25 protein-coding genes are annotated in these 20,435 nt (G+C 70.8%); 13 read left to right on the top strand and 12 right to left on the bottom strand.

The window, feature by feature from the left end; genetic code table 11:
• A partial coding sequence (locus tag VM840_07550) for an LLM class F420-dependent oxidoreductase (protein ID HVL81428.1) occupies positions 1-459 on the top strand: 459 nt, incomplete at its 5' end.
• Between the two features lie 32 nt (positions 460-491).
• Here the strand turns inward: VM840_07550 and VM840_07545 are convergent.
• Positions 492-917 carry an OsmC family peroxiredoxin gene (locus tag VM840_07545; protein ID HVL81427.1) on the bottom strand — a complete coding sequence of 142 codons (426 nt, stop codon included), beginning with the start codon at positions 915-917 and terminating at the stop codon, positions 492-494.
• Positions 918-950: 33 nt separating this feature from the next.
• Positions 951-1,424: a cytochrome c-type biogenesis protein CcmH gene (locus VM840_07540; GenBank protein ID HVL81426.1), complete on the bottom strand. Its 474-nt coding sequence runs from the start codon at positions 1,422-1,424 to the stop codon at positions 951-953.
• 56 nt (positions 1,425-1,480) lie between these two features.
• Here VM840_07540 and VM840_07535 point away from each other — a divergent pair, with 56 nt between their 5' ends.
• Positions 1,481-2,248 carry a metallophosphoesterase gene (locus VM840_07535; GenBank protein ID HVL81425.1) on the top strand — a complete coding sequence of 256 codons (768 nt, stop codon included), beginning with the start codon at positions 1,481-1,483 and terminating at the stop codon, positions 2,246-2,248.
• A 43-nt stretch (positions 2,249-2,291) separates the two neighbouring features.
• On the opposite strand, the gene hemA is transcribed toward VM840_07535, so the two are convergent.
• Positions 2,292-3,491, bottom strand: a complete 1,200-nt coding sequence (gene hemA, locus VM840_07530; GenBank protein HVL81424.1) for a glutamyl-tRNA reductase — start codon at positions 3,489-3,491, stop codon at positions 2,292-2,294.
• A gap of 221 nt (positions 3,492-3,712) precedes the next feature.
• Between hemA and VM840_07525 the strand changes: the two genes are divergently transcribed.
• Positions 3,713-4,150 (top strand): SRPBCC family protein, encoded by a 438-nt coding sequence (locus VM840_07525; GenBank protein ID HVL81423.1) that lies wholly within the window; start codon positions 3,713-3,715, stop codon positions 4,148-4,150.
• Here VM840_07525 and VM840_07520 read toward each other — a convergent pair whose 3' ends face one another.
• Positions 4,151-4,873: a MerR family transcriptional regulator gene (locus VM840_07520; protein HVL81422.1), complete on the bottom strand. Its 723-nt coding sequence runs from the start codon at positions 4,871-4,873 to the stop codon at positions 4,151-4,153.
• 56 nt (positions 4,874-4,929) lie between these two features.
• Complete coding sequence (locus VM840_07515; GenBank protein HVL81421.1) at positions 4,930-5,424, bottom strand: hypothetical protein; 495 nt, start codon at positions 5,422-5,424, stop codon at positions 4,930-4,932.
• 48 nt (positions 5,425-5,472) lie between these two features.
• Between VM840_07515 and VM840_07510 the strand changes: the two genes are divergently transcribed.
• The 3 genes from VM840_07510 to VM840_07500 are packed head-to-tail and all read left to right on the top strand — an operon-like array spanning position 5,473 to position 7,977.
• The gene (locus VM840_07510; protein HVL81420.1) at positions 5,473-6,657 is read left to right on the top strand and encodes a TRC40/GET3/ArsA family transport-energizing ATPase; all 1,185 of its coding nucleotides are present in this window, start codon (positions 5,473-5,475) and stop codon (positions 6,655-6,657) included.
• On the top strand, positions 6,638-7,072 hold the full coding sequence (locus VM840_07505) for a hypothetical protein (protein ID HVL81419.1): 435 nt from the start codon (positions 6,638-6,640) through the stop codon (positions 7,070-7,072). The genes VM840_07510 and VM840_07505 overlap by 20 nt, the downstream gene beginning before the upstream one ends.
• Complete coding sequence (locus tag VM840_07500; GenBank protein ID HVL81418.1) at positions 7,072-7,977, top strand: ROK family protein; 906 nt, start codon at positions 7,072-7,074, stop codon at positions 7,975-7,977. Before VM840_07505 ends, VM840_07500 begins: the two co-directional genes overlap by 1 nt.
• On the opposite strand, the gene VM840_07495 is transcribed toward VM840_07500, so the two are convergent.
• Both VM840_07495 and VM840_07490 read right to left on the bottom strand, forming a co-directional pair.
• A complete protein-coding gene (locus tag VM840_07495) occupies positions 7,974-8,768 on the bottom strand; it encodes a SigB/SigF/SigG family RNA polymerase sigma factor (GenBank protein HVL81417.1) in 795 nt (264 codons plus the stop codon). The two genes, VM840_07500 and VM840_07495, sit on opposite strands and share 4 nt — an antisense overlap.
• Entirely contained in the window at positions 8,765-9,118 is a 354-nt protein-coding gene (locus tag VM840_07490) for an ATP-binding protein (protein ID HVL81416.1), read from the bottom strand. The genes VM840_07495 and VM840_07490 overlap by 4 nt, the downstream gene beginning before the upstream one ends.
• A gap of 136 nt (positions 9,119-9,254) precedes the next feature.
• Between VM840_07490 and VM840_07485 the strand changes: the two genes are divergently transcribed.
• Both VM840_07485 and VM840_07480 read left to right on the top strand, forming a co-directional pair.
• On the top strand, positions 9,255-9,653 hold the full coding sequence (locus VM840_07485; GenBank protein HVL81415.1) for an STAS domain-containing protein: 399 nt from the start codon (positions 9,255-9,257) through the stop codon (positions 9,651-9,653).
• Positions 9,628-10,071, top strand: coding sequence for an ATP-binding protein (locus VM840_07480; protein HVL81414.1), 444 nt, complete (start codon positions 9,628-9,630; stop codon positions 10,069-10,071). The genes VM840_07485 and VM840_07480 overlap by 26 nt, the downstream gene beginning before the upstream one ends.
• Here the strand turns inward: VM840_07480 and VM840_07475 are convergent.
• Together VM840_07475 and ligD are read right to left on the bottom strand one after the other, a co-directional pair.
• Positions 10,068-12,674, bottom strand: coding sequence for a SpoIIE family protein phosphatase (locus tag VM840_07475; GenBank protein ID HVL81413.1), 2,607 nt, complete (start codon positions 12,672-12,674; stop codon positions 10,068-10,070). The genes VM840_07480 and VM840_07475 overlap by 4 nt on opposite strands.
• 110 nt (positions 12,675-12,784) lie before the next feature.
• Positions 12,785-15,211: a non-homologous end-joining DNA ligase gene (ligD, locus tag VM840_07470; GenBank protein HVL81412.1), complete on the bottom strand. Its 2,427-nt coding sequence runs from the start codon at positions 15,209-15,211 to the stop codon at positions 12,785-12,787.
• A 75-nt stretch (positions 15,212-15,286) separates the two neighbouring features.
• Here ligD and VM840_07465 point away from each other — a divergent pair, with 75 nt between their 5' ends.
• Entirely contained in the window at positions 15,287-15,601 is a 315-nt protein-coding gene (locus VM840_07465; GenBank protein HVL81411.1) for a hypothetical protein, read from the top strand.
• A 171-nt stretch (positions 15,602-15,772) separates the two neighbouring features.
• Positions 15,773-15,985, top strand: coding sequence for a CsbD family protein (locus tag VM840_07460; protein HVL81410.1), 213 nt, complete (start codon positions 15,773-15,775; stop codon positions 15,983-15,985).
• Between the two features lie 32 nt (positions 15,986-16,017).
• On the opposite strand, the gene VM840_07455 is transcribed toward VM840_07460, so the two are convergent.
• Positions 16,018-17,193 carry a SpoIIE family protein phosphatase gene (locus VM840_07455; GenBank protein ID HVL81409.1) on the bottom strand — a complete coding sequence of 392 codons (1,176 nt, stop codon included), beginning with the start codon at positions 17,191-17,193 and terminating at the stop codon, positions 16,018-16,020.
• A 95-nt stretch (positions 17,194-17,288) separates the two neighbouring features.
• Here VM840_07455 and VM840_07450 point away from each other — a divergent pair, with 95 nt between their 5' ends.
• Positions 17,289-18,242, top strand: a complete 954-nt coding sequence (locus VM840_07450; protein HVL81408.1) for a TIGR03557 family F420-dependent LLM class oxidoreductase — start codon at positions 17,289-17,291, stop codon at positions 18,240-18,242.
• Positions 18,243-18,251: 9 nt separating this feature from the next.
• Positions 18,252-18,428: a DUF3096 domain-containing protein gene (locus tag VM840_07445; GenBank protein ID HVL81407.1), complete on the top strand. Its 177-nt coding sequence runs from the start codon at positions 18,252-18,254 to the stop codon at positions 18,426-18,428.
• On the opposite strand, the gene VM840_07440 is transcribed toward VM840_07445, so the two are convergent.
• Positions 18,425-19,207 (bottom strand): enoyl-CoA hydratase/isomerase family protein, encoded by a 783-nt coding sequence (locus VM840_07440; protein ID HVL81406.1) that lies wholly within the window; start codon positions 19,205-19,207, stop codon positions 18,425-18,427. The genes VM840_07445 and VM840_07440 overlap by 4 nt on opposite strands.
• A 118-nt stretch (positions 19,208-19,325) precedes the next feature.
• On the opposite strand from VM840_07440, the gene VM840_07435 reads away from it, so the two are divergent.
• Entirely contained in the window at positions 19,326-19,682 is a 357-nt protein-coding gene (locus VM840_07435) for a hypothetical protein (protein HVL81405.1), read from the top strand.
• A 43-nt stretch (positions 19,683-19,725) separates the two neighbouring features.
• Here VM840_07435 and VM840_07430 read toward each other — a convergent pair.
• The coding region (locus VM840_07430) for a hypothetical protein (GenBank protein ID HVL81404.1) at positions 19,726-20,435 on the bottom strand (710 nt) is incomplete at its 5' end.

The following is a 20,435-nucleotide window of genomic DNA, read 5'->3' as shown; positions in this document are numbered from 1 at the left end:
GTCCAGAAGCCTCCGCCGATCCTCATCGGTGGGGGAGGGAGGCGGGTCCTGGGGATCGCCGGACGCGAGGCAGACATAGTCAGCGTGAACTTCGACCTGCGGTCGGGAGAGGTGAGCCCTGAGCTGGGACGTGACGCGGTCGTCGAGGCGATCGACCGCAAGATCGAGTGGGTGCGCGCGGGCGCGGGCGACCGCTTCGACCAGATCGAGCTCAGCACCACCGTCTTCATGGCCGCGGCCACCGATGACCGGCGCGGGATGGCCGAGGCCACCGCGCCCATGTTCGGTCTGACCCCGGACCAGGCGCTGGCCACCCCGTTCGCCCTCGTCGGATCGGTGGAGGAGGTGGCCGAAGACCTGCGCGCGCGGCGCGAGAGGTGGGGCTTCACCTACGTGGTGATGCCGTCGTCGGGGTTCGAGCAGATGGGGCCGGTCGTGAAGGAGCTCGCCGGCACGTAGCCGGCGAGCTCGATCGAGAGCACCTCCCGTGCCTAAGCGCCGAGCAGCTTCGCGTCCACCTTCTTCTCCACGCCGCCGAGGGCCCGCGAGATCGGACAGCCGGTCCTCGTCTCCTCGACCAACCGGTCGAACGTCTCGCGGTCGATGCCCGGGACCTCGGCCTCGAGCGACAGCTCGATCGTGGTGATCGTCGGGCCGGCATCGGTCCGGTCCAGGTGGACCCGGGCGTCTGTCGCCACGCGCGTGGGCGGGTGTCCGGCCTGGGCGAGCTTGTTGGCGAGCGCCATCGAGAAGCAACCGGCCAGCGACGCGCCCACCAGCTCCTCGGGGTCGGTGCCGTCGCCCTGCTCTTCGAAGCGGGCGAACGTGTACGGGCCTTCGAAGTCGGCGAAGCGCATGACGCCCTTGCCGGACTTGAGATCGCCCTCCCACTGGGCGCTCGCGTTGCGTACGGGCATGACGGGGACCTCCTGGTCGGGTTCTGGGGACGATCAGTCTATGTCGCCGGCGACCTCGTCCCGCACGCGAGCGATCCACCGATCGCGCTCCTCCTCGGGGACGGGTTCCGCGGCGGCATCCGGTGCGGTGTCGGCCGCCTTCCCCGACCACCTCCGGACCACCCCTCCCACGAGGAGCGCGCCGGCGCCCAGCACGGCGAGGGGGACCAACCAGATCAGCGTCCCGCGCCGGTCCGGGGCAGGGGCGGCCAGGACCTCGTCTCCGTAGTTGCTCCGCAGCCAGGCGACGACCTGGGCATCCGTCTGACCATCGGCGACCCGGCGGGCTATCTCCTCGCGTAGCTCGGCCGACTGCCGGGTCGAGCAGTCGGTGAGCACCCGGCCCGGGCAGTAGGGTGACCACACCCGCGACTCGAGGGCGCGGACGCGCTGCGCCTCGGTCGGGGGTGCGGTCGCGCACGAGGCGGATGCCAGCGCGACGGCGGCGATCAGCAGTCGGAGGGCCACCGCCCCATGTTGCCGCACGGTCGGGCTGTCGGGGGGCCGGTGGTAGCATCCGGCGCGTGCGGGTGAAGGTGATCGCCGACGTTCACGGGGACATCGCCGCGGTGGGTCGGGCCGCGGCGAGCTGCGACGTCCTGCTGGTCCTCGGGGACCTGATCAACGTCATCGACTACGACAACGCCGGCGGCATCTTCGCCGAGGTGTACGGGACCGAAGCCGTCCGAGCCTGGTCGGAGCACCGCCGACGGGGCCGGTACGAGGAGTCACGGCAGGTGATCCGTGACCTCACGGCCGGACGGGAGGACCACTTCCGGGAGCTCTTCGCCGCGAAGATCGACCAGGCCCACCGCGCCTTCTGCGGGTCGCTCCCGGACAACGTCGTCCTCACCTTCGGCAACGTCGACGTCCCGGACCTGGTCCGCACGTACTGCCCTCCCACGGTCCGGTTCGTGGACGCCGAGGTGATCGAGCTCGCCGGTCGTACGTTCGGCTTCGTCGGGGGCGGGCTCCCGAAGGTGGGGATACCGGGGGAGGTCTCCCACGAGGAGTACGCGGCGAAGGTGGCGTCGCTCGGCGCGGTGGACGTGCTCTGCTCCCACGTCCCACCCGCGCTCGACGACCTGACCTACGACGTCGTGGCGGAGCTCGCCGAGCCCGGTTCGGTCGCGCTGCTCGAGCACATCGAGACACACCAGCCGTCGTACGCGTACTTCGGGCACGTCCACCAGCCTCGCCGCGACCGGGTGACCGTCGGGCGCACCCAGCTCGTCAACGTGGGAGCCCATTTCCGCGCCACCGGCGAGGCGTTGGACCACCCCGCTGGTTAGTCCGGGGACCCCTGGCCGCGCGGAGGTCGCGGTCTCCTCGTCGTCACGAGTCGTCGAGCCCGAACATCCGCACGATCAGGTCCCTCGTCTCGGGGTCGGCGTCCCGCAGAACGGTCGACGGCCCATGCATCAACCTGTTCACGATGCGCATCGTCATCGCCGACACCTTCTCGGCCTGCTCGGGGGTGAGGTCGAGCCCGGCCAGGGCCTGCGCCACCTCGGACCGCACCAGCCGCTCCGCCCGTGCCCTAAGGTCCCGGATCGCGGGGCCGGAGGTTCGTGTATCGGCCCACCGGCCGAGCTCCAGGACCTCCCGGCGGACGAGCGCCTCGGCTTCGACGACGGCATCGGACAGCTCCGGTCCGCGGGGGCCGGGGATCTCCTCGAGGGAGCGCAGCACGACGTCGTCGCGGCCCGTGGCGTCGACCGCCGGCGGTACGGACAGGTCCAGCACCAGGAACGGCTCTCCCGCCGGGCGCGCGGGCAGGTGGTGGGGACGCACGAGGACGCCTCCGGAGACCGCGACCACGGCGAACTCGCTGCGCGCGAAGACCCTCGGCATCTCCTCGACGGCCAGTGCCTCCGCCTCGACCTGGGAGGCCAGGTGCTGCGCGGAGGCATGCGTCCGGCTGACCACCGTGAGGGTGGCTCCCGCGCGGTGGAGCGAACGCGCGGCGTCCGATGCCGCCTCACCTGCCCCCACGACCACGCCCGTCCGTCCGGACAGCCCGTGCAGCTGCTGGGACAGGTGCTCCACGGCGATGGCGCCGACCGACCGGGCCACGCGTCCGAGGGGCGTCCGTGTGCGGACGCGTCTCCCGGTCCGGATGGCCCGGCCGAAGACCGTCGCCATCACGGGTCCGGCCGACCCTTGCTCCTGTGCCACGAGGAGCGCGCGCCGTACCTGTCCGAGGATCTGCGGTTCGCCGATCACGAGGGAGTCGAGACCGGCGGCCACCCGGAACAGGTGCTCGACGGCCTCCGTCCCGGTCAGGATCCTCAGGTCCTGATGGTCCGAGGGACGGAGCCCGGGGAGGAGGGAGGCCAGCGCGTGGACCGCCTCGGACTGTGGACCGTCGGCCGTCGCGTACAGCTCGGTCCGGTGGCACGTGGCCAGGACGGCGAGCTCTCCCACCCCTTCGGGCCGGCGGCCGAGCAGCTCCCGGACCGAGCTCTCGTCGAGCGCGAGACGCCGCCTCAGCTGCGCCGGCGCGTCGCGGCCCGCGGAGAGCGCGACGATCATCGCCTCGACCCTCCGACCCGCCCCGCCGCAGGAGGGACGGGACCGTGGTCGGTGCGCGTGGGGGCCGGGGTCGGACACCCGCCCCGCGCGCCCCGCCGTGCGTCCGGGCAGCCGATGCGCCGAGGGTTCACTCGATCACGCTAACAACGCCGGACGCGGTGCTCGGCCGCGTCGTCGGCCCGACCGCTCGAGGGGGCCGGGATGCGGCATCATCTATCCCGATGACCACCGACACCGTCCGTTCCGAGATCCGCATCGACGCCCCCTCCGACGCGATCATGGACGTCCTGCTCGCGATGGAGGAGTACCCGTCCTGGGCGAAGGCCGTCCGGACGGCGCGGGTCCTCGAGCGCGACGACGACGGACGTCCGCACACCGTGGAGTTCGAGGTGACGCCCGGACCGCTCCCCAGGATGCGCTATGTCCTCCGCTACTCCTATCCGCCGGACACGGTGGCCTGGGACTACGTGGAGGGCGATATGCGCGACGTCCGCGGCTCGTACACGCTGGAGCCCTCGGGCGAGGGCACCTCGGTCACCTACGAGCTCGCGATCGACCCCGGGAAGATCCCCCTGCCGGGCTTCGTGAAGGCGCGCGCGGCCCGGGAGATCACGAAGGTCGCCCTCTCCGAGCTGAAGAGACGCGTCGAGTCGGGCTGATCAGTCCTCGGCGTCAGGCCGTGACGCCGCGTACGACTCGACCGCCTTCTGCAGCAGCTTGCGGTGCAGCAGGTTCACCAGCCGGTCGAAGGTGCGTGCCATGTCCTTGAAACCGCGGACGAGCGCCTCGCGGGCCTGCTCAGGCGAGACGTCGCGTCCGGCCAGCGGCGCCACGATGGAGTCCTGGAACGCCTGCACCTGCAGCTTCGAGATCTGCTCGAGGCTGCGCCGGTAGAGGCGTCCGAGCTCGGTCGGGAGGCCGAGGTTGAGCCACTGGTTCGCCACTTCGAGCATGTGCATGTCGTCGGCCGTGTAGCGGAGCTCACGGCCCCGCCGGACCGGGAACAGGAAGCCCATCTCCTCGGCGGCGACGACCACCTCTTCGGTCACGCCGGCCTCGGAGGCGAGCTCCGCACGGGTGAGCTCACCCGGGGAGTCGTCCCACTGGGGGGCGAAGATGATGTCGAGCGGGGTCAGCATCGTCTCGAGGTCCTCTCCGGACTCGAACCGGTGCACGACCTGACGTATCACCGATAGGGGCAGGAACCGCTTCTCCCTGAGCTCCCGGATCAGCTTGAGCCGGTCGAGGTGGGCTTCCGTGTAGAACCCGACCCGGCCGCGCAGCTTCGGCGGGGCCAGGAGCCCCTGCTGCGTGTAGTACCGGATCGTCCGGCTGGGGACGCCCGCCCGCTGGGCGAGCTCGTCGATCCGCATCTCGTCCATCGGGAGCTCCCGTCGAGGTGGCAGCGGCGATGAGCCACCGGGAGTGTAGCGAACGTTCAGGAGGAGGAGCCGACGCAGAAGGCGGTCGTGCGCGGGATGGGTCCCCGGGCGGGATCGGAGAGCCCTGACGGTCCGTGCCTCGGGTCGGACAGGTCCACCAAGAGTCGATCGCCCTCGATCCGGCTGTCGAAGGTGAACAAGCCGGTCACCGCGGGCGAGCCCCGGAAGACACGTCCCGCGCGGTCGAACACGTTCCACGCCCTCTGGTCCAGGAAGACCCCCTCGCTCTCACACCAGCGCATCGGCCTGCCCAGATGGGGCGACCGGTTCCAGAAGACCACCACCGAGGCCCGGTCTCGCACGATGAACACCCGTGCGCGGCCGAGGACGTGCTCCGACACGCCAGGCGGCACCTCGTGGAGCGGCACGGCGATCTCCGTGGAGGCGTCCACCGAAGCGATAGCCGCGAGACCCGCGCTCATGAAGGCCATCGATGTCATGGCCGTGACCAGTCCCAGGCGCCGAGAGAGGCGGGTCAGCAGGGCGGCCATGGCCCTAGCGTAGACTGGGCGCCCTCCGGATCCCAAGGGGCCCCGCACATGCGCGTCATCGTCTTCACGGGCAAGGGCGGCGTCGGGAAGACGTCGATCGCCGCCGCGACCGCCCTCGCCGTGGCCGACTCGGGCAAGCGCACGCTCGTGATGTCGACCGACCCTGCGCACAGCCTCGCCGACGGCTACGACGTCGAGCTTGGGTCGGAGCCCACGGAGGTGGGCCCCAACCTCTATGGCGTGCAGATCGACGCCCAGCAGCGTCTGGAGGAGCACTGGAACCAGATCCAGGAGTACGTCATGCGCTTCCTCGACTGGGCGGGTGCCGACCCGGTCGCAGCAGAGGAGATCACCGTGCTCCCCGGGATCGAGGAGGTGTTCAGCCTCACCGACCTGCGTCGTTACCACGCCGAGGGCTCGTTCGACTGCATCGTGGTCGACTGTGCCCCTACGGCCGAGACGCTGAGGCTGCTGAGCCTCCCCGAGATCAGCCGCTGGTACATGGAGCGGATCTTCCCCATCGAGCGCAAGGTCGTGAAGGCGGTGCGGCCGGTGCTCAGCCGGGTCACGTCGATGCCCATCGCCACGGAGGGTTTCTTCTCGGCGGTCGAACAGCTCCATAACCGGCTGGGTGAGGTCGGCGACATCCTCACCGACGCCTCGACATCCTCGATCCGCCTGGTCGTGAACCCCGAGCGGATGGTCATCGCGGAGGCTCGGCGGATGTTCACCTACCTGTCCCTTTACGGGTACCGAGTGGACGCGGTCATCGCGAACCGGCTCCTGCCGGAGAGCGTGTCCGATCCGTACTTCGCGCAGTGGAAGGCCATCCAGTCCGAGCACCTGGAGACGATCCGCGAGTCCTTCGCGCCCGTCCCGGTCCTGACCGCCCGACTCTACGAGACCGAGATGGTGGGGTCCGACCTGCTCCGTCGTCTGGGGGCGGAGGTGTACGAAGGACGCCCGCCGGACGCGGTCCTACACACCGACGAGCCGATGACGGTGAAGGCGGAGGGGGACCGCTTCGTGCTCTCGCTGCGTCTCCCGTTCGCGGAGGGGCGGCTGGACGTGTCGCGGATGGCGGAGGACCTGATCGTCACGGTCGGCTCCCGCCGCCGCACGATCACCCTGCCCGCCTCCCTGCGCCGCCGCGACATAGTGGGGGCCGCTTTCGACGGTCCCGTGCTGAAGATCTCGTTCGGGAGGGAGGGAGATGGAAGACCCCAGGGTTGACCACGATCTGGAGAGCTGGCTGCGTGGGGAGACCGAGGACGTGCTCGAGGACCGGTCGGCCGTGGACACGGCGGCTCTCCTCGTAGGCGCGATCGCCCACGCCCTGCACAAGGCGGGTCCGGAGACGACCGTCCATCTCGCCAAGGCTGGACAGGAGCTCATGCTCGCCGTGCGCTCGTTCGTGCGCCATTTCGCCGAGGCGATGACCGAGGCTCCGGACAGCGAGCCGCCCCCGTCCCTGGAGAAGGTCGAGATCTCGGGTGCGCCTCCCCCCGCGCGCGCAGATGCCCCGAAGGGCACGGGTGCCGCCGGTCCGAAGGCCACGGGGCCCGGGGCTCCGAAGGGGACGAGCGCCCGTGGCGCGCCCGCCAAGGCCAAGGCCAAGGCCAAGGGGACGACGAAGAAGAAGACCTGATGAGGCCCGCGATCGGGGTCGACCTCGGCGGGACGAAGCTCGCGGCCGGGCTCGTCGACCCGTCCGGCGTCATCTCGGCGCGCTACGTAGTCCCCACGCCCCGGGGAGAGGGAGCGCTCGTCGACGCCGTCCGGGCGGCGGTCGAAGCCCTCGGTCCGTCCGAGGTGGCGGGACTCGGCATCGGGGCGGCCGGGCTGATCGACCACCAGCGGGGCCGCTATCTGTTCGGACCGAACCTCGACCTCGGCCCCATGGACATGGCGAGCGTGCTGTCCGCTGCGCTGGGGATGACCGTGCGCGTCGACAACGACGCGAACTGCGCCGCCTGGGCCGAGCACCGCTTCGGCGCGGGCCGGGGAGCCCGTCACTTCATCTGCGTCACGCTCGGGACCGGGATAGGGGGCGGGATCGTGATCGACGGACGTCCCTACCGGGGAGCGAACGGGGGAGCGGCGGAGATCGGGCATGTCCCGATGGACCCATCCGGACCCCCGTGCGGGTGTGGGCGGCGAGGGTGTTGGGAGCAGATGGCGTCCGGACAGGCGCTCGAACGGCTGGCGCGCGAGAGGATGGCCGGAGGACGCTGCGACCCGGCGGGCCTCACCGGGCCGGCGGTGTCGCGCGCCGCCCGCGAGGGCGACCGGGTCGCCCGCGAGGTCGTCGAGACGGTGGCGGCATGGATCGGCTGGGGTCTGGCCGCCCTCGTGAACGTGTTCGAACCGGAGGTCATCGCGATCGCCGGGGGGATGGCCGCCGACTGGGACCTGTACGCGACCGTCGCGGAGGGCGCGATGCTCGAGGCGATGGAGGCCTCAGAGCACCGGCCTGCGCCGCGGCTGGTGGCCGCACAGCTGGGTCCGGACGCGGGGATCGTGGGGGCCGCCGCGCTCCTGTTCGGCAGCTAGTCGATCCCGCCGACTGCCTCGCGCAGCATCGCGATGGTGCGCGACAGGAGTCGCGACACGTGCATCTGGCTGATGCCCAGCTGCTCGGCGATCTGGCTCTGGCTCTGGCCCTTGAAGAAGCGTAGGTAGAGGATCCTGCGCTCCCGCTCGGGGAGCTTGCGTATCTGGGGGCCGAGGTCCGCCCAGCCCTCGACCAGCTCCGTCGAGTCGTCGGGCTCTGAGAGCGTCTCGACCAGGGTCGTCTCCCGGTCAGTGTCCGTGGGGGTGTCGAGGGAGGTGGCGGAGTAGGCCTGCATCGTCTCCATCGCCTCGAGGACCTCCTCCTGGCTCAGCCCGGTGCGGCTGGCGATCTCGGAGATGGTCGGGGAGCGCCCCAGCTCCTGATGCAGGCTGGACAGCACCTCCCGCAGCTGCAGCGCCGCGTCCTGGAGCCGGCGAGGGACCCGGATGGCCCAGCACTTGTCGCGGAAGTGCCTCTTCAGCTCCCCGATGATGGTCGGTGTGGCGTACGTGGAGAACTTGACGCCGCGTTCGGGGTCGAAGCGGTCCACGGCCTTCACGAGCCCGATCGCCGCGACCTGCTGGAGGTCGTCCAGGTTCTCCCCGTACCCGCGGAACCGGCTGGCCAGGTACTCGGAAAGCGGGTGGTACATCTCGATGAGCTGTTCACGGGCGGACGGGTCCGGCATCCGCGCGAACAGCTCGGCCGAGCGGTCGTCCATGGAGACGGCGTCGACCTCCCACAGGTCGGACCACTCCGTGCCGGGCTCGGTGCGGCTCCCGTCCGTCACCGCTGGACCCGCTTCACGATCGAGACCATGGGGCCTTGGCCGTCCATGCCGAAGGCCGCCTCGTCCGCGAGCGCGGTCAGGACCTGCCAGGCCAGCGTCCGTGAGAGCCCCTCGGGCGGCCAGGCGCCGCCCGGGTCGTGCAGCACGACCTGGACCGACACCTCGTCCGGGGACTCGCTGATGGCCATCTCAAGCTTGCTCGAATCCCCCCTGACCGCGAGGAGCTGCGCGCAGGCCTCGTCGACCGCGAGCCGCAGGTCGTCGACCGCGTCGTACGGGAAGTCCAGCCGGCCGGCCACGCTGGCCGCCACGGCGCGGAACACGTGCAGCAGCTCAGGGCGCGATGGCATGTTGACAACGACGGCGCGCCGCACAGGCGGTGGATTCGCCTCCAATGGGTCTCTCCCGGGGTCGAGAAACGTCCTCAGCCGAGTTTGCCAGAACGACCGTCAGGGTACTACCACGGGCGGAGTACCACGGAAAGGGGTGGCTGAGATCGACCTCCTGATCGAACCACGCGGCGAGGCTGGGTCTGAGCGGGCCGTGCTCGAGGTGGCCGGCGATATCGACCTCTTCACGGCTCCGCAGCTCAGGCACGCGGTGAACGAGCTCATCGACGCGGGTTCGCGCAAGCTCGTCGTGGATCTTACGAAGGTGGGGTTCCTCGACTCGACCGGCCTGGGCGTCCTCGTCGGAGCCCTCAAGAGGCTGCGGGACTCGGGCGGGGACCTGGTGCTCGCCGCCCCACAGCGACCGGTCCGGCGTGTACTGTCTGTCACGGGACTGGACAAGGTCTTCACGATCCACACCGACCCCACGGAATCGCAGATCTCGGGAGCGGGAGTGACACAGGTTGGAGATGCGACAGCAGTCAGACGGTCTTGAGGACGAGGCGTTCTCGATCGCGGTCAGGCCCGAGCCGCAGTACGTAGGTACGGCCCGAGCGTTCGCGGCCGCGATGGCCCGCCACTTCCGGGCGGACGAGGAGAGGGTCCAGGACGTCAAGGTCGCCATCTCCGAGGCGTGCACGAACGCCATCAAGGCGCACCGGGCGATCAGCATCGAGGAGCCGATCACCCTGGTCGTCCGGGCCGACGGGACGATCCTCTGGTACGAGATCGCCGACGAGGGCGGCGGGTTCGACGTCGCCGGCCGCATCGCCAAGCGGCCCGCAGAGGGGGAGCTGTTCGAGGGCGGCATCGGGCTGATGCTGATCAGGTCGCTGTTCCCCGAGGCCCAGATCGAACCGAACCCGCGCGGGGGGACGACGGTCCGCTTCCCGCTGGCCCTCGAGAGCGTCTAGGCCGGCAGCCTCACGACGAGCACGGCGATGTCGTCGCTCGCCCAGCCCTGCTGATAGTCCAGGACCTTGCTCTCGATCACCCCGGCCAGTTCGTCCGCCGACGACCCGACCGACCACTCCAGCAGCGACTTCAGCATCCCTTCACCGAACGGGACGGTCGGTCCCCGGCCCTCGGTCACCCCGTCCGTGTAGAAGACCAGGGCGTCTCCGGGCTGCAGCTCGACCTCGATGTCGCGCAGCGAGATGTCCTCGAACAGCCCGAGGACCGTCCCCAGGCAGTCGAGCTTCTCGGCCTCCCCCGTGGACCGAAGGAGGTAGGGGGCGGGGTGTCCCCCGCAGGTGAGAGTCACCCGAGCGTTCGCGCCGTCCGGCTCGACCTGAGCGTAGACGGCGGTGCAGTACCTGTCGGGGGTGTCTCGGCTGAGCAGCGTGTCGTTGAGCATCCGCAGGATCTCGCTCGGCTTGCCGGGGCGCATGGCCGAGGCCCTGATCGTGTACCGGGCCAGGGCGGTGATGGCGGCCGCCTGTGTCCCCTTGCCCACGACGTCGCCCAGGGTCACGGCCCATACGTTCTCGCCGGTCTGGAACACGTCGTAGAAGTCACCCCCGATCTCGGTCCCCTCCCCGGCCGGGTGGAACCGGGCCGCCACCTCCAGGTTCGGGATCTGGGGCGACGCCGGCGGGAGGAGGCTCTGCTGCAGCGTCCGCGCCACGCGGACCCACTCCTGGTACAGGCGCGCCGTGTCCATGGCCAGGGCGGCCCGGAACGCGAGGTCTCGTACGAGGCTCATGTCCGCGTCGCCGTACCGCCTATCGGGGTCGCTCGAGACGACAGTGAGGACGCCGAGGATTCGCCCCTTCGCTATGAGGGGCACCGACATCGCAGAGACCATCCCCAACCGGTCCACCAGGGCGGAGTGGGCGGGGTCGTTGGCGATCAGCGAGATCACCTCCGGGGGGAGCTCCTCGTAGAGCTCGGCCTGTCCGGTGCGCGCCACGTTGGGAGGCCCGAAGGGGCGATCGGGGTCCGGGGGGAACAGGGCGGCGAGCGTCTGGACGACGTGGTCCAGCTCGGGGTCGCGGTGAGCGGCGGCTCCCCGCACCAGGTCCCCGTCCCGTTCCAGGACGTCCACGAGCGACCAGTCGCCCAGCTGCTGGACGACGAGCCGGGCGAGGCTGTCCAGCGTCCCCTGCACGTCGAGCGAGCTGGCCAGCAGCGCGCTCGCCCGGGCGAGGAACCGAAGGCGCTCCTCGTTCTCCCGCAGCGCCCTCTCGCCACGCCGTTCGGGGGTGACGTCGCGGAAGTACCAGCAGCGGCCGTAGTAGGCCCCGTCGTCGGCGATGACCGGGGAGCAGTAGACGTCGAGGATGCGGCCGTCGATCAGCTCGACCTCGCTGCGCATCTCGTCCTCGGCCCCGGTCCGCAGCCCGTCGAACATCGCATCGACCGCGCGTCCGTCGGCGACGAGGCGGCGCATGGTCGGGAGCGCCGTCAACTCGGCCCGCGTGCCGGACACATCCTCGGTGAGGCTCCACATGTCGAGGAACCTCCGGTTGTGGAACAGGACCCGCCCCGTCGGACCGACCAGGAGGATGCCGTCCGGGGTCGCCTCGCTCTGGAACTCGAGCAGCGTCTTCTGGAAGCGCACCTCGTTCTCGACGGCGCGCCTCTCGACGAACTGACCTATCTGCGACCCCACCGCGGCGGCCAGCTCCAAGAGCTCCTCGTCGCGCTCATGGACACGTCGGCCGAAGAGCTCCACCGATCCGAGGATCTCGCCGCGGGCCGAGATCGGGAACCCGAACGCCGACCGCAGGCCCGCCTGGACCGCGAGCTGGCTGCGGGGGAAGCGGTCGTCGGTCGTCACGTCGGAGATCCATATGGGGCGCCCGGTGTCCCAGATGCGGCCGGGGAGGCCATCCCCCTGCCGGAACCTGAACCGCCAGCTGTGGTCCACGAACTCCGTCCCGTCGAGCTCGGGGACGTTCCATATCTCCTCGCACCGGATCACGTCCGCGGAGCGGTCCACCAGCCACAGCTCGCCCACCGCCCAGTCGAGTGCCTGGCAGATGCCCTGCAGGATCCGGGGCGCGGCCTCCTCGAGGCTGCGGGCCTCGGCCAGGACCCGGGTGACGGCCAGCTGGACGGCGCGCCGACGCTCGGCCATCTTCCGCTCCGTGATGTCGAACATCACCCCGCGCGTGCGGGCGGGTCGTCCCTGCTCGTCGCGTAGGACGGTCACCACGTCCCGGATCCACACCACGCCGCCGTCTGCGGTGACCGCCCGGTACTCGACGTCGTGGTCGCGTCCCGCATCTGACCGAGACCGGCACCAGCCGGTGGTCTGCTCGCGATCCTCCGGATGCAGCAGCTCCCGCTGCCAGAACCCCTCCTCGGCGAGCCATCTCCGCACCGGGTGCCCGAGCATGGCCTCCGCTCGCGGGCTCACGTAGGTGAAGCGCTCCCGGTGGGCGTCCGCCTCCCACACGACCGCATCGATGGTCTCGAGCAGCTCGGCGAGGCGGCGGTCGGACGCGCTGGGGGACGACGACGCGGCCAGCTGCTCCAGGGCAGCGTGGGTGCGTTCCTCTTCAGCCTTCACGTGGCCAGCTCCAAGGCCAACCTGCCCCTTCCCGCAGCGCCGGGGGCGCGCGCGTCCATGGATCCGAGCCTGGCAACAGGGGAAACGTCCGAGGGTGCGCCCCCCGTCGATTATCCGCCCCGGCCGGGGAGCTCGCAATCGATGGGCACCAGGTCCGGACGCAGCCCCTTGAACGAGGGAGCCCGGAGCTTCCCGGCCGAGGTGACCTGCAGGAACTCCACCTCGCATACGAGCTCGGGCCGGACCCAGACCGCGTCCTTCATCTTCCGCAGGGCCGGGTCCCCCACCGCCGGGCGCTCTATCACCAGCGGTTCGAGGGCGGCGAGCATCTCGGCGAGCCGAACCTGGGTGAACCCGGTCCCGACCTGTCCGGCCCATCGCAGCTCGCCGCGCTCGTACGCTCCCACGAGCAGCGAACCGAAGGTCGAGGACCGGGAGCCCGTCCCGCGGGTCCATCCCAGGATGACCACGCTGGCGCGCTGGTTGGCCTTCACCTTGCGCCAGTCGGCCGTCCGCCTCCCAGGCAGGTAGGGGCTCCCGAGGCGCTTCGCCACGACCCCCTCGAACCCCGCGCGCTGCGCGGCGTCGTACAGGGCCGTCCCCTCCCCGTCCCGGTACAGCGTGAGCCGCAGGGGTCCGGCCTCGGTCACGATCGCCTCCAGCTCGCGCCGCCTGTCCTGCAGCGGGCGGTCGGTCAGGACACGGCCGTCCAGCCACAGCAGGTCGAAGGCGTACATCTGGACGGGCACCCTCCGGCGGATCCGGTCCACGTCGGCCGGCGAGGTCAGGTTCATGCGCTGCTGGAGCATCTCGAAGGAGGGACGCCCGGCCTCGTCCATGGCGACGATCTCGCCGTCGAGGACGGCCGAGAGGGCGTTCACGTGCTGAGCGAGCGTGTTCAGCTCGGGGTAGATGGCCGTCTGGTCCCGGCCGGAACGGCTGACCAGTCTCGTGCTCTCGGGGGTCACGTAGGCGAGCGTTCGGATCCCGTCCAGCTTCGGCTCGAAGCGCCATCGGTCGTCGTCGAAGGGATCCGGCCAGGGTGAGGCCAGCATCGGTGACAGCTCGGGCGCCGGGGGTGGCTGCTCTCGCTCCGATGCCTTGGACAGCATCACGAGCCAACCCTGCCCGGTGCGGACCATGTGGTACTCGCCGCGGTGGCGGCGCCCGGAGAGGCGGAACGTGATCTTGCGGTCGGGCTCCCACTCGAGCGCCTCGTAGGTGCCCTCGTCGAAGATCCGGACCTCCCCGCCCCCGTACTGCCCCTTCGGGATCCACCCCTCGAAGGACCCGTACTCCAACGGGTGATCCTCCGTCTGGACGGCGAGGTGACGGACCCCGGTCTCGGTGGGGAGCCCCTTCGGCACCGCCCAGGACACGAGGACCCCGTCGCGCTCCAGCCGCAGGTCGTAGTGAAGCCGTGTCGCGTCGTGCTTCTGGATCACGAACCGGCGGCCGCCCTGGAGGGGGGCAGGCGCTGGGGCAGGCTCCGGCGTGACCGAGAAATCGCGTTTGGACACGTAGACGGCCAGGCTCCGGCGCGAGTCGGTGACCGAACCCGCCGCGTCCTCGTCGGTTCGGAGCCCGAGCCTCTCGAGCGCCGGACGGACGTCGACCGGGTGGGCGAGCACGGGTTCGAACAGGTCCCCCACCCGGGCCAGTCGCTCGTGGACCGTGACGATCGTGAAGTCGCTGGGATGCACCCCCGCCTCGACCTCGTCCCAGGTCAGGGGGGTGGACACCGTGGCCCCCGGCTCCGGCCGGACCGAGTACACCGCGGCGATGTTCTGGCCGCGCCGGTTCATGTTGTGGTCGATGAACACCTTGCCCGTCCGCTTCGAGGTGTCCCACTCCATCGTCACGCGATCGCGGTCGGTGGCGAGGATCATCCTCCCGATGCGTCCGACGAACTCCCTGACCGTCTCGTAGGTCGGGCCCGGGAGCATCGGCACGTATATCTGCATCCCGGTCGCGCCGGAGGTCTTCGGGTACGAGGGGAGCCCGAGCACGTCGAGGGCAGCTCGGACGTGGTGCGCGACAGCCCGGACGTCGTCGAAGGTGGCCGGCTCGAAGGGGTCCAGGTCGAAGAACAGGTAATCGGGGTGGTCTATCGATCCGCAGCGTGAGTGCAAGGGGTGGAACTCGATGCACCCCAGGTTGGCCACGTAGAGCAGCGCCGCCGCGTCCTGGGCCATGAGGAACGAGATCTCGCCCCCGGAGGCGTCCTCCGCCTTCACCAAGCAGCGCTCGATCCAGTCCGGCGTGTGGGCCGGTGCGTTCTTCTCGTAGAAGAAGGGCCCTGTGGCGCCGTCGGGCATCCGCTTCATCGTCAGGGGCCGGTCGCGCAGGTAGGGGAGGATGTACGGCGCGACCGAGTGGTAGTAGGCGAGGAGGTCCCCCTTCGTGTAGCCCTCTTCAGGCCAGAAGACCTTGTCGAGGTTGGAGAGCCGGACCTCCCGGTCGCAGGTGCGCACGACCCAGTGGCGGCCGTCCCTGGTGGCCGGCAGCTCGACCGGGGTCGTGAAGGCGGTGGTCACGGACGCGATCGTAGCCCGGCCGGCTTCCGCGCCCCCGGGTTTCAGAGCCGCAGGCGCGGGGCAATCCTCCCACCTATGACCCTCGAGTTCGAACGTCGGCCGCGCACCGCTTACTGGGTGATCGACGCGGGACCGGCCGGCGCCGACGGGAGCTATCGGTTCCGCGTGTGGAGGCGGACGGGCCCGTCGCCCGAGGCGGAGCTGGTGGGGGAGTTCGGTTCCGCGGACCAGGCCCGAGCAGCGGTCGACGTGCCGTGGCGGGAGGCGGGGTCCCAGCGCCTGGTCGCCTGGGCCTGGGGTCCGGCGAACGTCGCAGGGGGCGCCTCGGCCACCGGGGCGGGGGCCTCGCTGACGACGCGGCAGAGGGCTCAAAAGGAATCGATCGCGTGAGGTTTGGCCCCGGAAGGGGTCGGGTATGTGAGGGATGCCCCAGCGTCCAGAGGGGGATGCGACCAAGACCCGCGTCGCATCCCCCTCGGCCTTTTCCGCAGGTCAACGCCGGTTTAGCGACCCCCCCAACTGGGGGAGGTCCTACCCGAGCCACCTAGAGGAGGAAGCGCCATGGGCGAGAAGTTCGAAGGCAAGCTGGACGAGTTGAAGGGCCGCGGCAAGCAGGCCGCCGGTGACCTCACCGACCGCGACGACCTGAAGACCGAGGGAAAGGTCGACGAGGGCGAGGGGAAGGTCCGCCAGAAGGTCGGGGAGGCCGGCGAGAAGATCGGCGACGCCGCATCGAAGGTCGGCGACAAGATCAAGGACGCCACCGACCGCTGATCCCCGTCGGTCCCCGCTCGGCGGGGACCGACCTAGGACCGGCCCTTCCAGCGCAGGGCGACGATCGTCGAGTCGTCCTGGAGGGGACCCGAGACGTGCGCCGTCACCTGCTGGAGCACGTGGCGGACCGCTGGCCCCAGCTCACCCGTCTCGGCCAAGGCCCGCATCTTCTCGCGCGTGAACCGGTCCAGGCCGAACGGCTCCCCATCGGGGGACCGTCCCTCCACGACCCCATCGGAGTAGAGGACGACGACGTCGCCCGGCTCGAGCTGGCGCTCGTGGACCTGGGTCGGCTCGCCTCCGAGCCCCAGGGGCAGCGTGGGGTCGGAGGGGCCGAGGGGCTCGACGACGTCGTCCCTGATGAGCACCGGGAGGGGGTGGCCGATGTTCAGCCACCGCACGACCCCCTCGCCGAGGGAGATGCGGCAGACGTGGGCGGTCACGAACCTCTCGCCACCGCCGTAGATGGCCACCGCCTGGTCCATCTCGGCGGCTACGGCCCGCAGGTCGTCGCGTCGGCGCCGCGAGAAGCGATAAGCCCCCACGGCGAGCTGGGATAGCAGCGTGGACTGCAGCCCGTGGCCCATCGCGTCGAAGATGGCCAGGTCGATCGACCGGTCGTTGACGGCGAAGTCGAAGGCGTCGCCTCCCACGTCGTACGCGGGCTCGAGCCGACCGGCCACCTCGACCTCTGGGTCGGAGTACCCGCCGAGGGGCAGCATCTGCCACTGCATGGTCGCGGCCAGCTCCATCTGGCGGGCGCCGCGCACGATCTCGTAGGTGTCGCTGCAGGAGCGCGAGTCCTGGATGCATGCGGCGAGCACGAGGGCGACCGGGCCGGCGAGGTCGGCGAACACCTCGGCCGGCGCGTCGGCGCCGAAACCCACCACGCCGAGACACTCCGACCGGCGGTGCAACGGGACCCAAAGGATGGGCCCGCCGGGCCTTTCCTCCAGGACGTGGCGCCGCCGCATGTAGGCCTCGCCGGCCTGCGACGACTCCATCGGGAGCGGGTGGGGCGCCGGGGAGGCCAGCCGCCCCCGGACCGGGACCAGCTCCTTCTCGCCGTAGTCGGCCAGGTATACCCAGAGGCGCTTCAACCCGACCTCATCGGCCAGGACCTCGTAGGCGGTGTCGGCGAGGTCCGTGACGGGTGCCCCCTCGAGGCTCAGGAGCAGTCGCTCCACCACGCTCCCGCTGCTGCTCATCAGGATCCTCCCCCGGGGTGCGCATCATAGCCGCCCACGTTTCGACCGGGGGCCGCCTGGATACACGATGGTCGACCCCTTCCACAGGAGCAGAGATGACCGCGATCGGCTACGCGCTATCCAGCGAGGAGCACGCCCCCAACGACCTCGTCCGATACGCCGCGGCCGCCGAGGAGGCGGGCTTCGGGTACGCGCTCATCTCGGACCACTTCCACCCCTGGGTCGACAAGCAGGGGCACAGCCCGTTCGTCTGGTCGGTCATCGGCGGGATCGCGCAGGCGACCGACCGGCTGCGGCTGGGCACCGGAGTCACCTGCCCCATGATCCGCATCCACCCGGCGATCTGCGCCCAGGCGGCCGCGACCGCGGCGGCGATGATGCCGGGCCGCTTCTTCTTCGGCGTGGGGACCGGCGAGAACCTCAACGAGCACATCCTCGGAGACCGCTGGCCCCCGATCGACGTCCGCCTGGAGATGCTCGAGGAGGCGGTGGAGGTCATCCGCCTGCTGTGGCAGGGGGGCACCCAGAGCCACCGGGGCCGCTACTACACCGTGGAGAACGCCCGGATCTACACGCTCCCGGACGAGCTCCCGCCCATCGTCGTTGCGGCCTCCGGTTCGAAGGCGGCCGAGCTCGCGGGCAGGGTCGGCGACGGACTCGTCTGCACGTCACCCGACGCAGAGACGGTCGAGGCGTTCCAGAAGGCGGGAGGGTCGGGACCGCGCTACGCACAGGTGACGGTCTGCTGGGCGGCGGACGAGCGCGACGCGGTCCGGACGGCGCACGAGTGGTGGCCGAACGCAGCCACGAAGGGACAGCTCTCCCAGGAGCTCGCCCGTCCCGCTCACTTCGAGCAGGTCGCCCAGATGATCTCGCCGGAGGACGTCGCCGAGGAGGTGGCGTGCGGTCCGGACCCCAAGCGCCACCTCGAGATGATCCAGGAGTACGTCGACGCCGGCTTCGACCACGTGTACGTTCACCAGGTCGGTCCGGACCAGGAGGGGTTCCTGCGCTTCTACCAGCAGGAGATCCTCCCCCGGTTCAGTTAGGAGGACTGGATGGCTCCTGAGTTCCTGGCTCAGCAGACCCAGGTCGCGTTGAACCTCAACCTGCCCGGGTTGCTCGCGCTGGTCGCGGGGATCCTGATCCTGGTGATGCCCCGCCTGCTCAACTACATCGTCGCGGCCTACCTGATCGTCGTCGGGCTGATCTCGCTGTTGAACATCGGGGTCTAGCGGCCGCGGAAATGCGGGTCGCGCCGCTCCCGGACGGCGGCGAGACCCTCGCGCACGTCGTCGGTGGCCATCGTCACCGGCTGGGCGAACCCCTCCCAGGCGGTCGCCTGGTCGAGCTCCCGACGGAATGCGGCACGGAGCCCCTGCTTCACGTAGCGAAGCGCGATCGGCGCGTTGACCGCGACCTGCTCGGCCAGGTCGCGCGCCGCGGTCATCACCTCGTTCGGTGGGACCGCCCGGTTCACGATGCCGAGCCTCTCGGCCTCCTCGCCGCGGACCGCCCGTCCGGTGTACAGGAGATCGGCCGCCGTCGTCTGCCCCACCACCCGGGACAGGAGCGCGGTCGCCGCCATCCCGGGGTGTATCCCTATCCGGACGAAGGGCATGCTCATCGGCGCGTCCGTGGACGCGATGCGCAGGTCGCACATGAGGGCGAGGCAGAACCCGGCGCCTATGGCGGGACCGTTGACCGCCGCGACGGTTGGGATGTCGAGGTCGAGGAGGGACAGGTAGCGCGGGTAGAACCCCGTCATCTTCTCGCGGATGGTGACGACGTCCGGCTCGCCCGAGTGCAGGAAGCCCAGGTCGCCCCCGGCGCAGAAGGCCGACCCCGTCCCGGTCACGATCACCGCCCGGACGTCGTCCGCCTGGGCGACCTCCTGCAGGACACGCGGGAACGCCTCGGTCATCTCGGGCGACATGGCGTTGCGCTTCTCCGGCGCGTTCAGGGTGACCGTGGCCACGCGCCCGTCGATCTCGAGAAGCACCGGGTCGCTCATCGCGGTGCAGGGTAGCAGAGGCGGCGGTGTCCGCTTCGGGAGGATGAGCGGGACCTGTGTCGAACCTCGTCCGGGTGGCGACCGGACGGCCGGTCGCGATCCTGCTTAGGAGGGAAACATGCGCAAGGTAGCTTCCGTCGTGGCTGGCGCCGCCCTCGCGGTCGGCCTGCTCTCTTCGCCCTCGTCCGCGTCCATCGGGTCCTGCGGGGCCCCCGGCGCGACCTCCGGCGGCCAGGCCGCCGGGGTCCCGGGCACGGGCGAGGTCTACGCGGGCAACTCGGGCACGAACAAGGGCTGGGTCGGCGAGAAGTCCGACCGCGGCTACATCGAGGTCACCGGTGACATGAGCACCGGCATCACCATCCACGGAGCGACGAGCGACGGTGCCGTGAGCGGCAAGGGGAACATCAACCCGACCGCCGCGACCCCTGTCAGCGTCTGCCTCTCGGGCGGCGGACAGACGGTCCGGGCCTAGTTCCTTCGGGGGCCCGGCTGCGGCCGGGCCCCCGTCCCACCTCTCAGAACCGCACCTCGAACGTCCAGCTCTTGCCGTCACCCTCCCGGTGCACCGGCAGGAGCAGCGCGGACGGACGCCCGGCCACCCGCTCGAAGCCGAGGAACCCGGCCGGGGCCCCGGAGGACTGGAACGCGAACTGAGTCTGCTTCGACCGGGTTCCGTCGGCCGCGACGAGGGTCGCCGGGTCGAGACGGAGCCCGACGCCGGGCTCCTGCGGATCGTCGCTCGTGATGCGGACGAGCAGGGCGGTCGTCCGCTTGTACGACAGGGCGGCCGCGACGCTCAGCGTGAACCCCTCGGAGGACTGCCACGCCTCTATGACGTGGTGCTCGGGTCCGAGGGGCGCTCCCGAGTAGGTCAGGTCGACCACCTCCCACGACCGGGCGCCGCGTCGGAGCCTGACGGGGCCTTCCACCGTGTCCGTCGAGGAGATCGTCCCCTTCTCGCCGAAGACGACCGATGCGATCGACGCCTTCACCGAGACGGTCGCCTCCGAGTTCGACGAGGACTCCAGGGCGGGCCGCCGCTCCACCTTCACCACGTTGTCCGTGGACGCCCCACGGCGCTCGTTCTCCTGGGAGATCACGTCCCTCACGCGGATGAGGGTCCCGAGCGGGCCCGAGGTGAGCGTCTGCTGAGCCACGTAGTCCTCGCGGTCCACCGCGTCGAGGAGGGCGCCGACCACGGCCACCGGGTCCGCGGGGACGGGGG

This window comes from Actinomycetota bacterium, from assembly GCA_035540895.1.
Classification (GTDB): domain Bacteria; phylum Actinomycetota; class JAICYB01; order JAICYB01; family JAICYB01; genus DATLFR01.
This window is presented reverse-complemented; position numbering and strand designations above follow the sequence as displayed.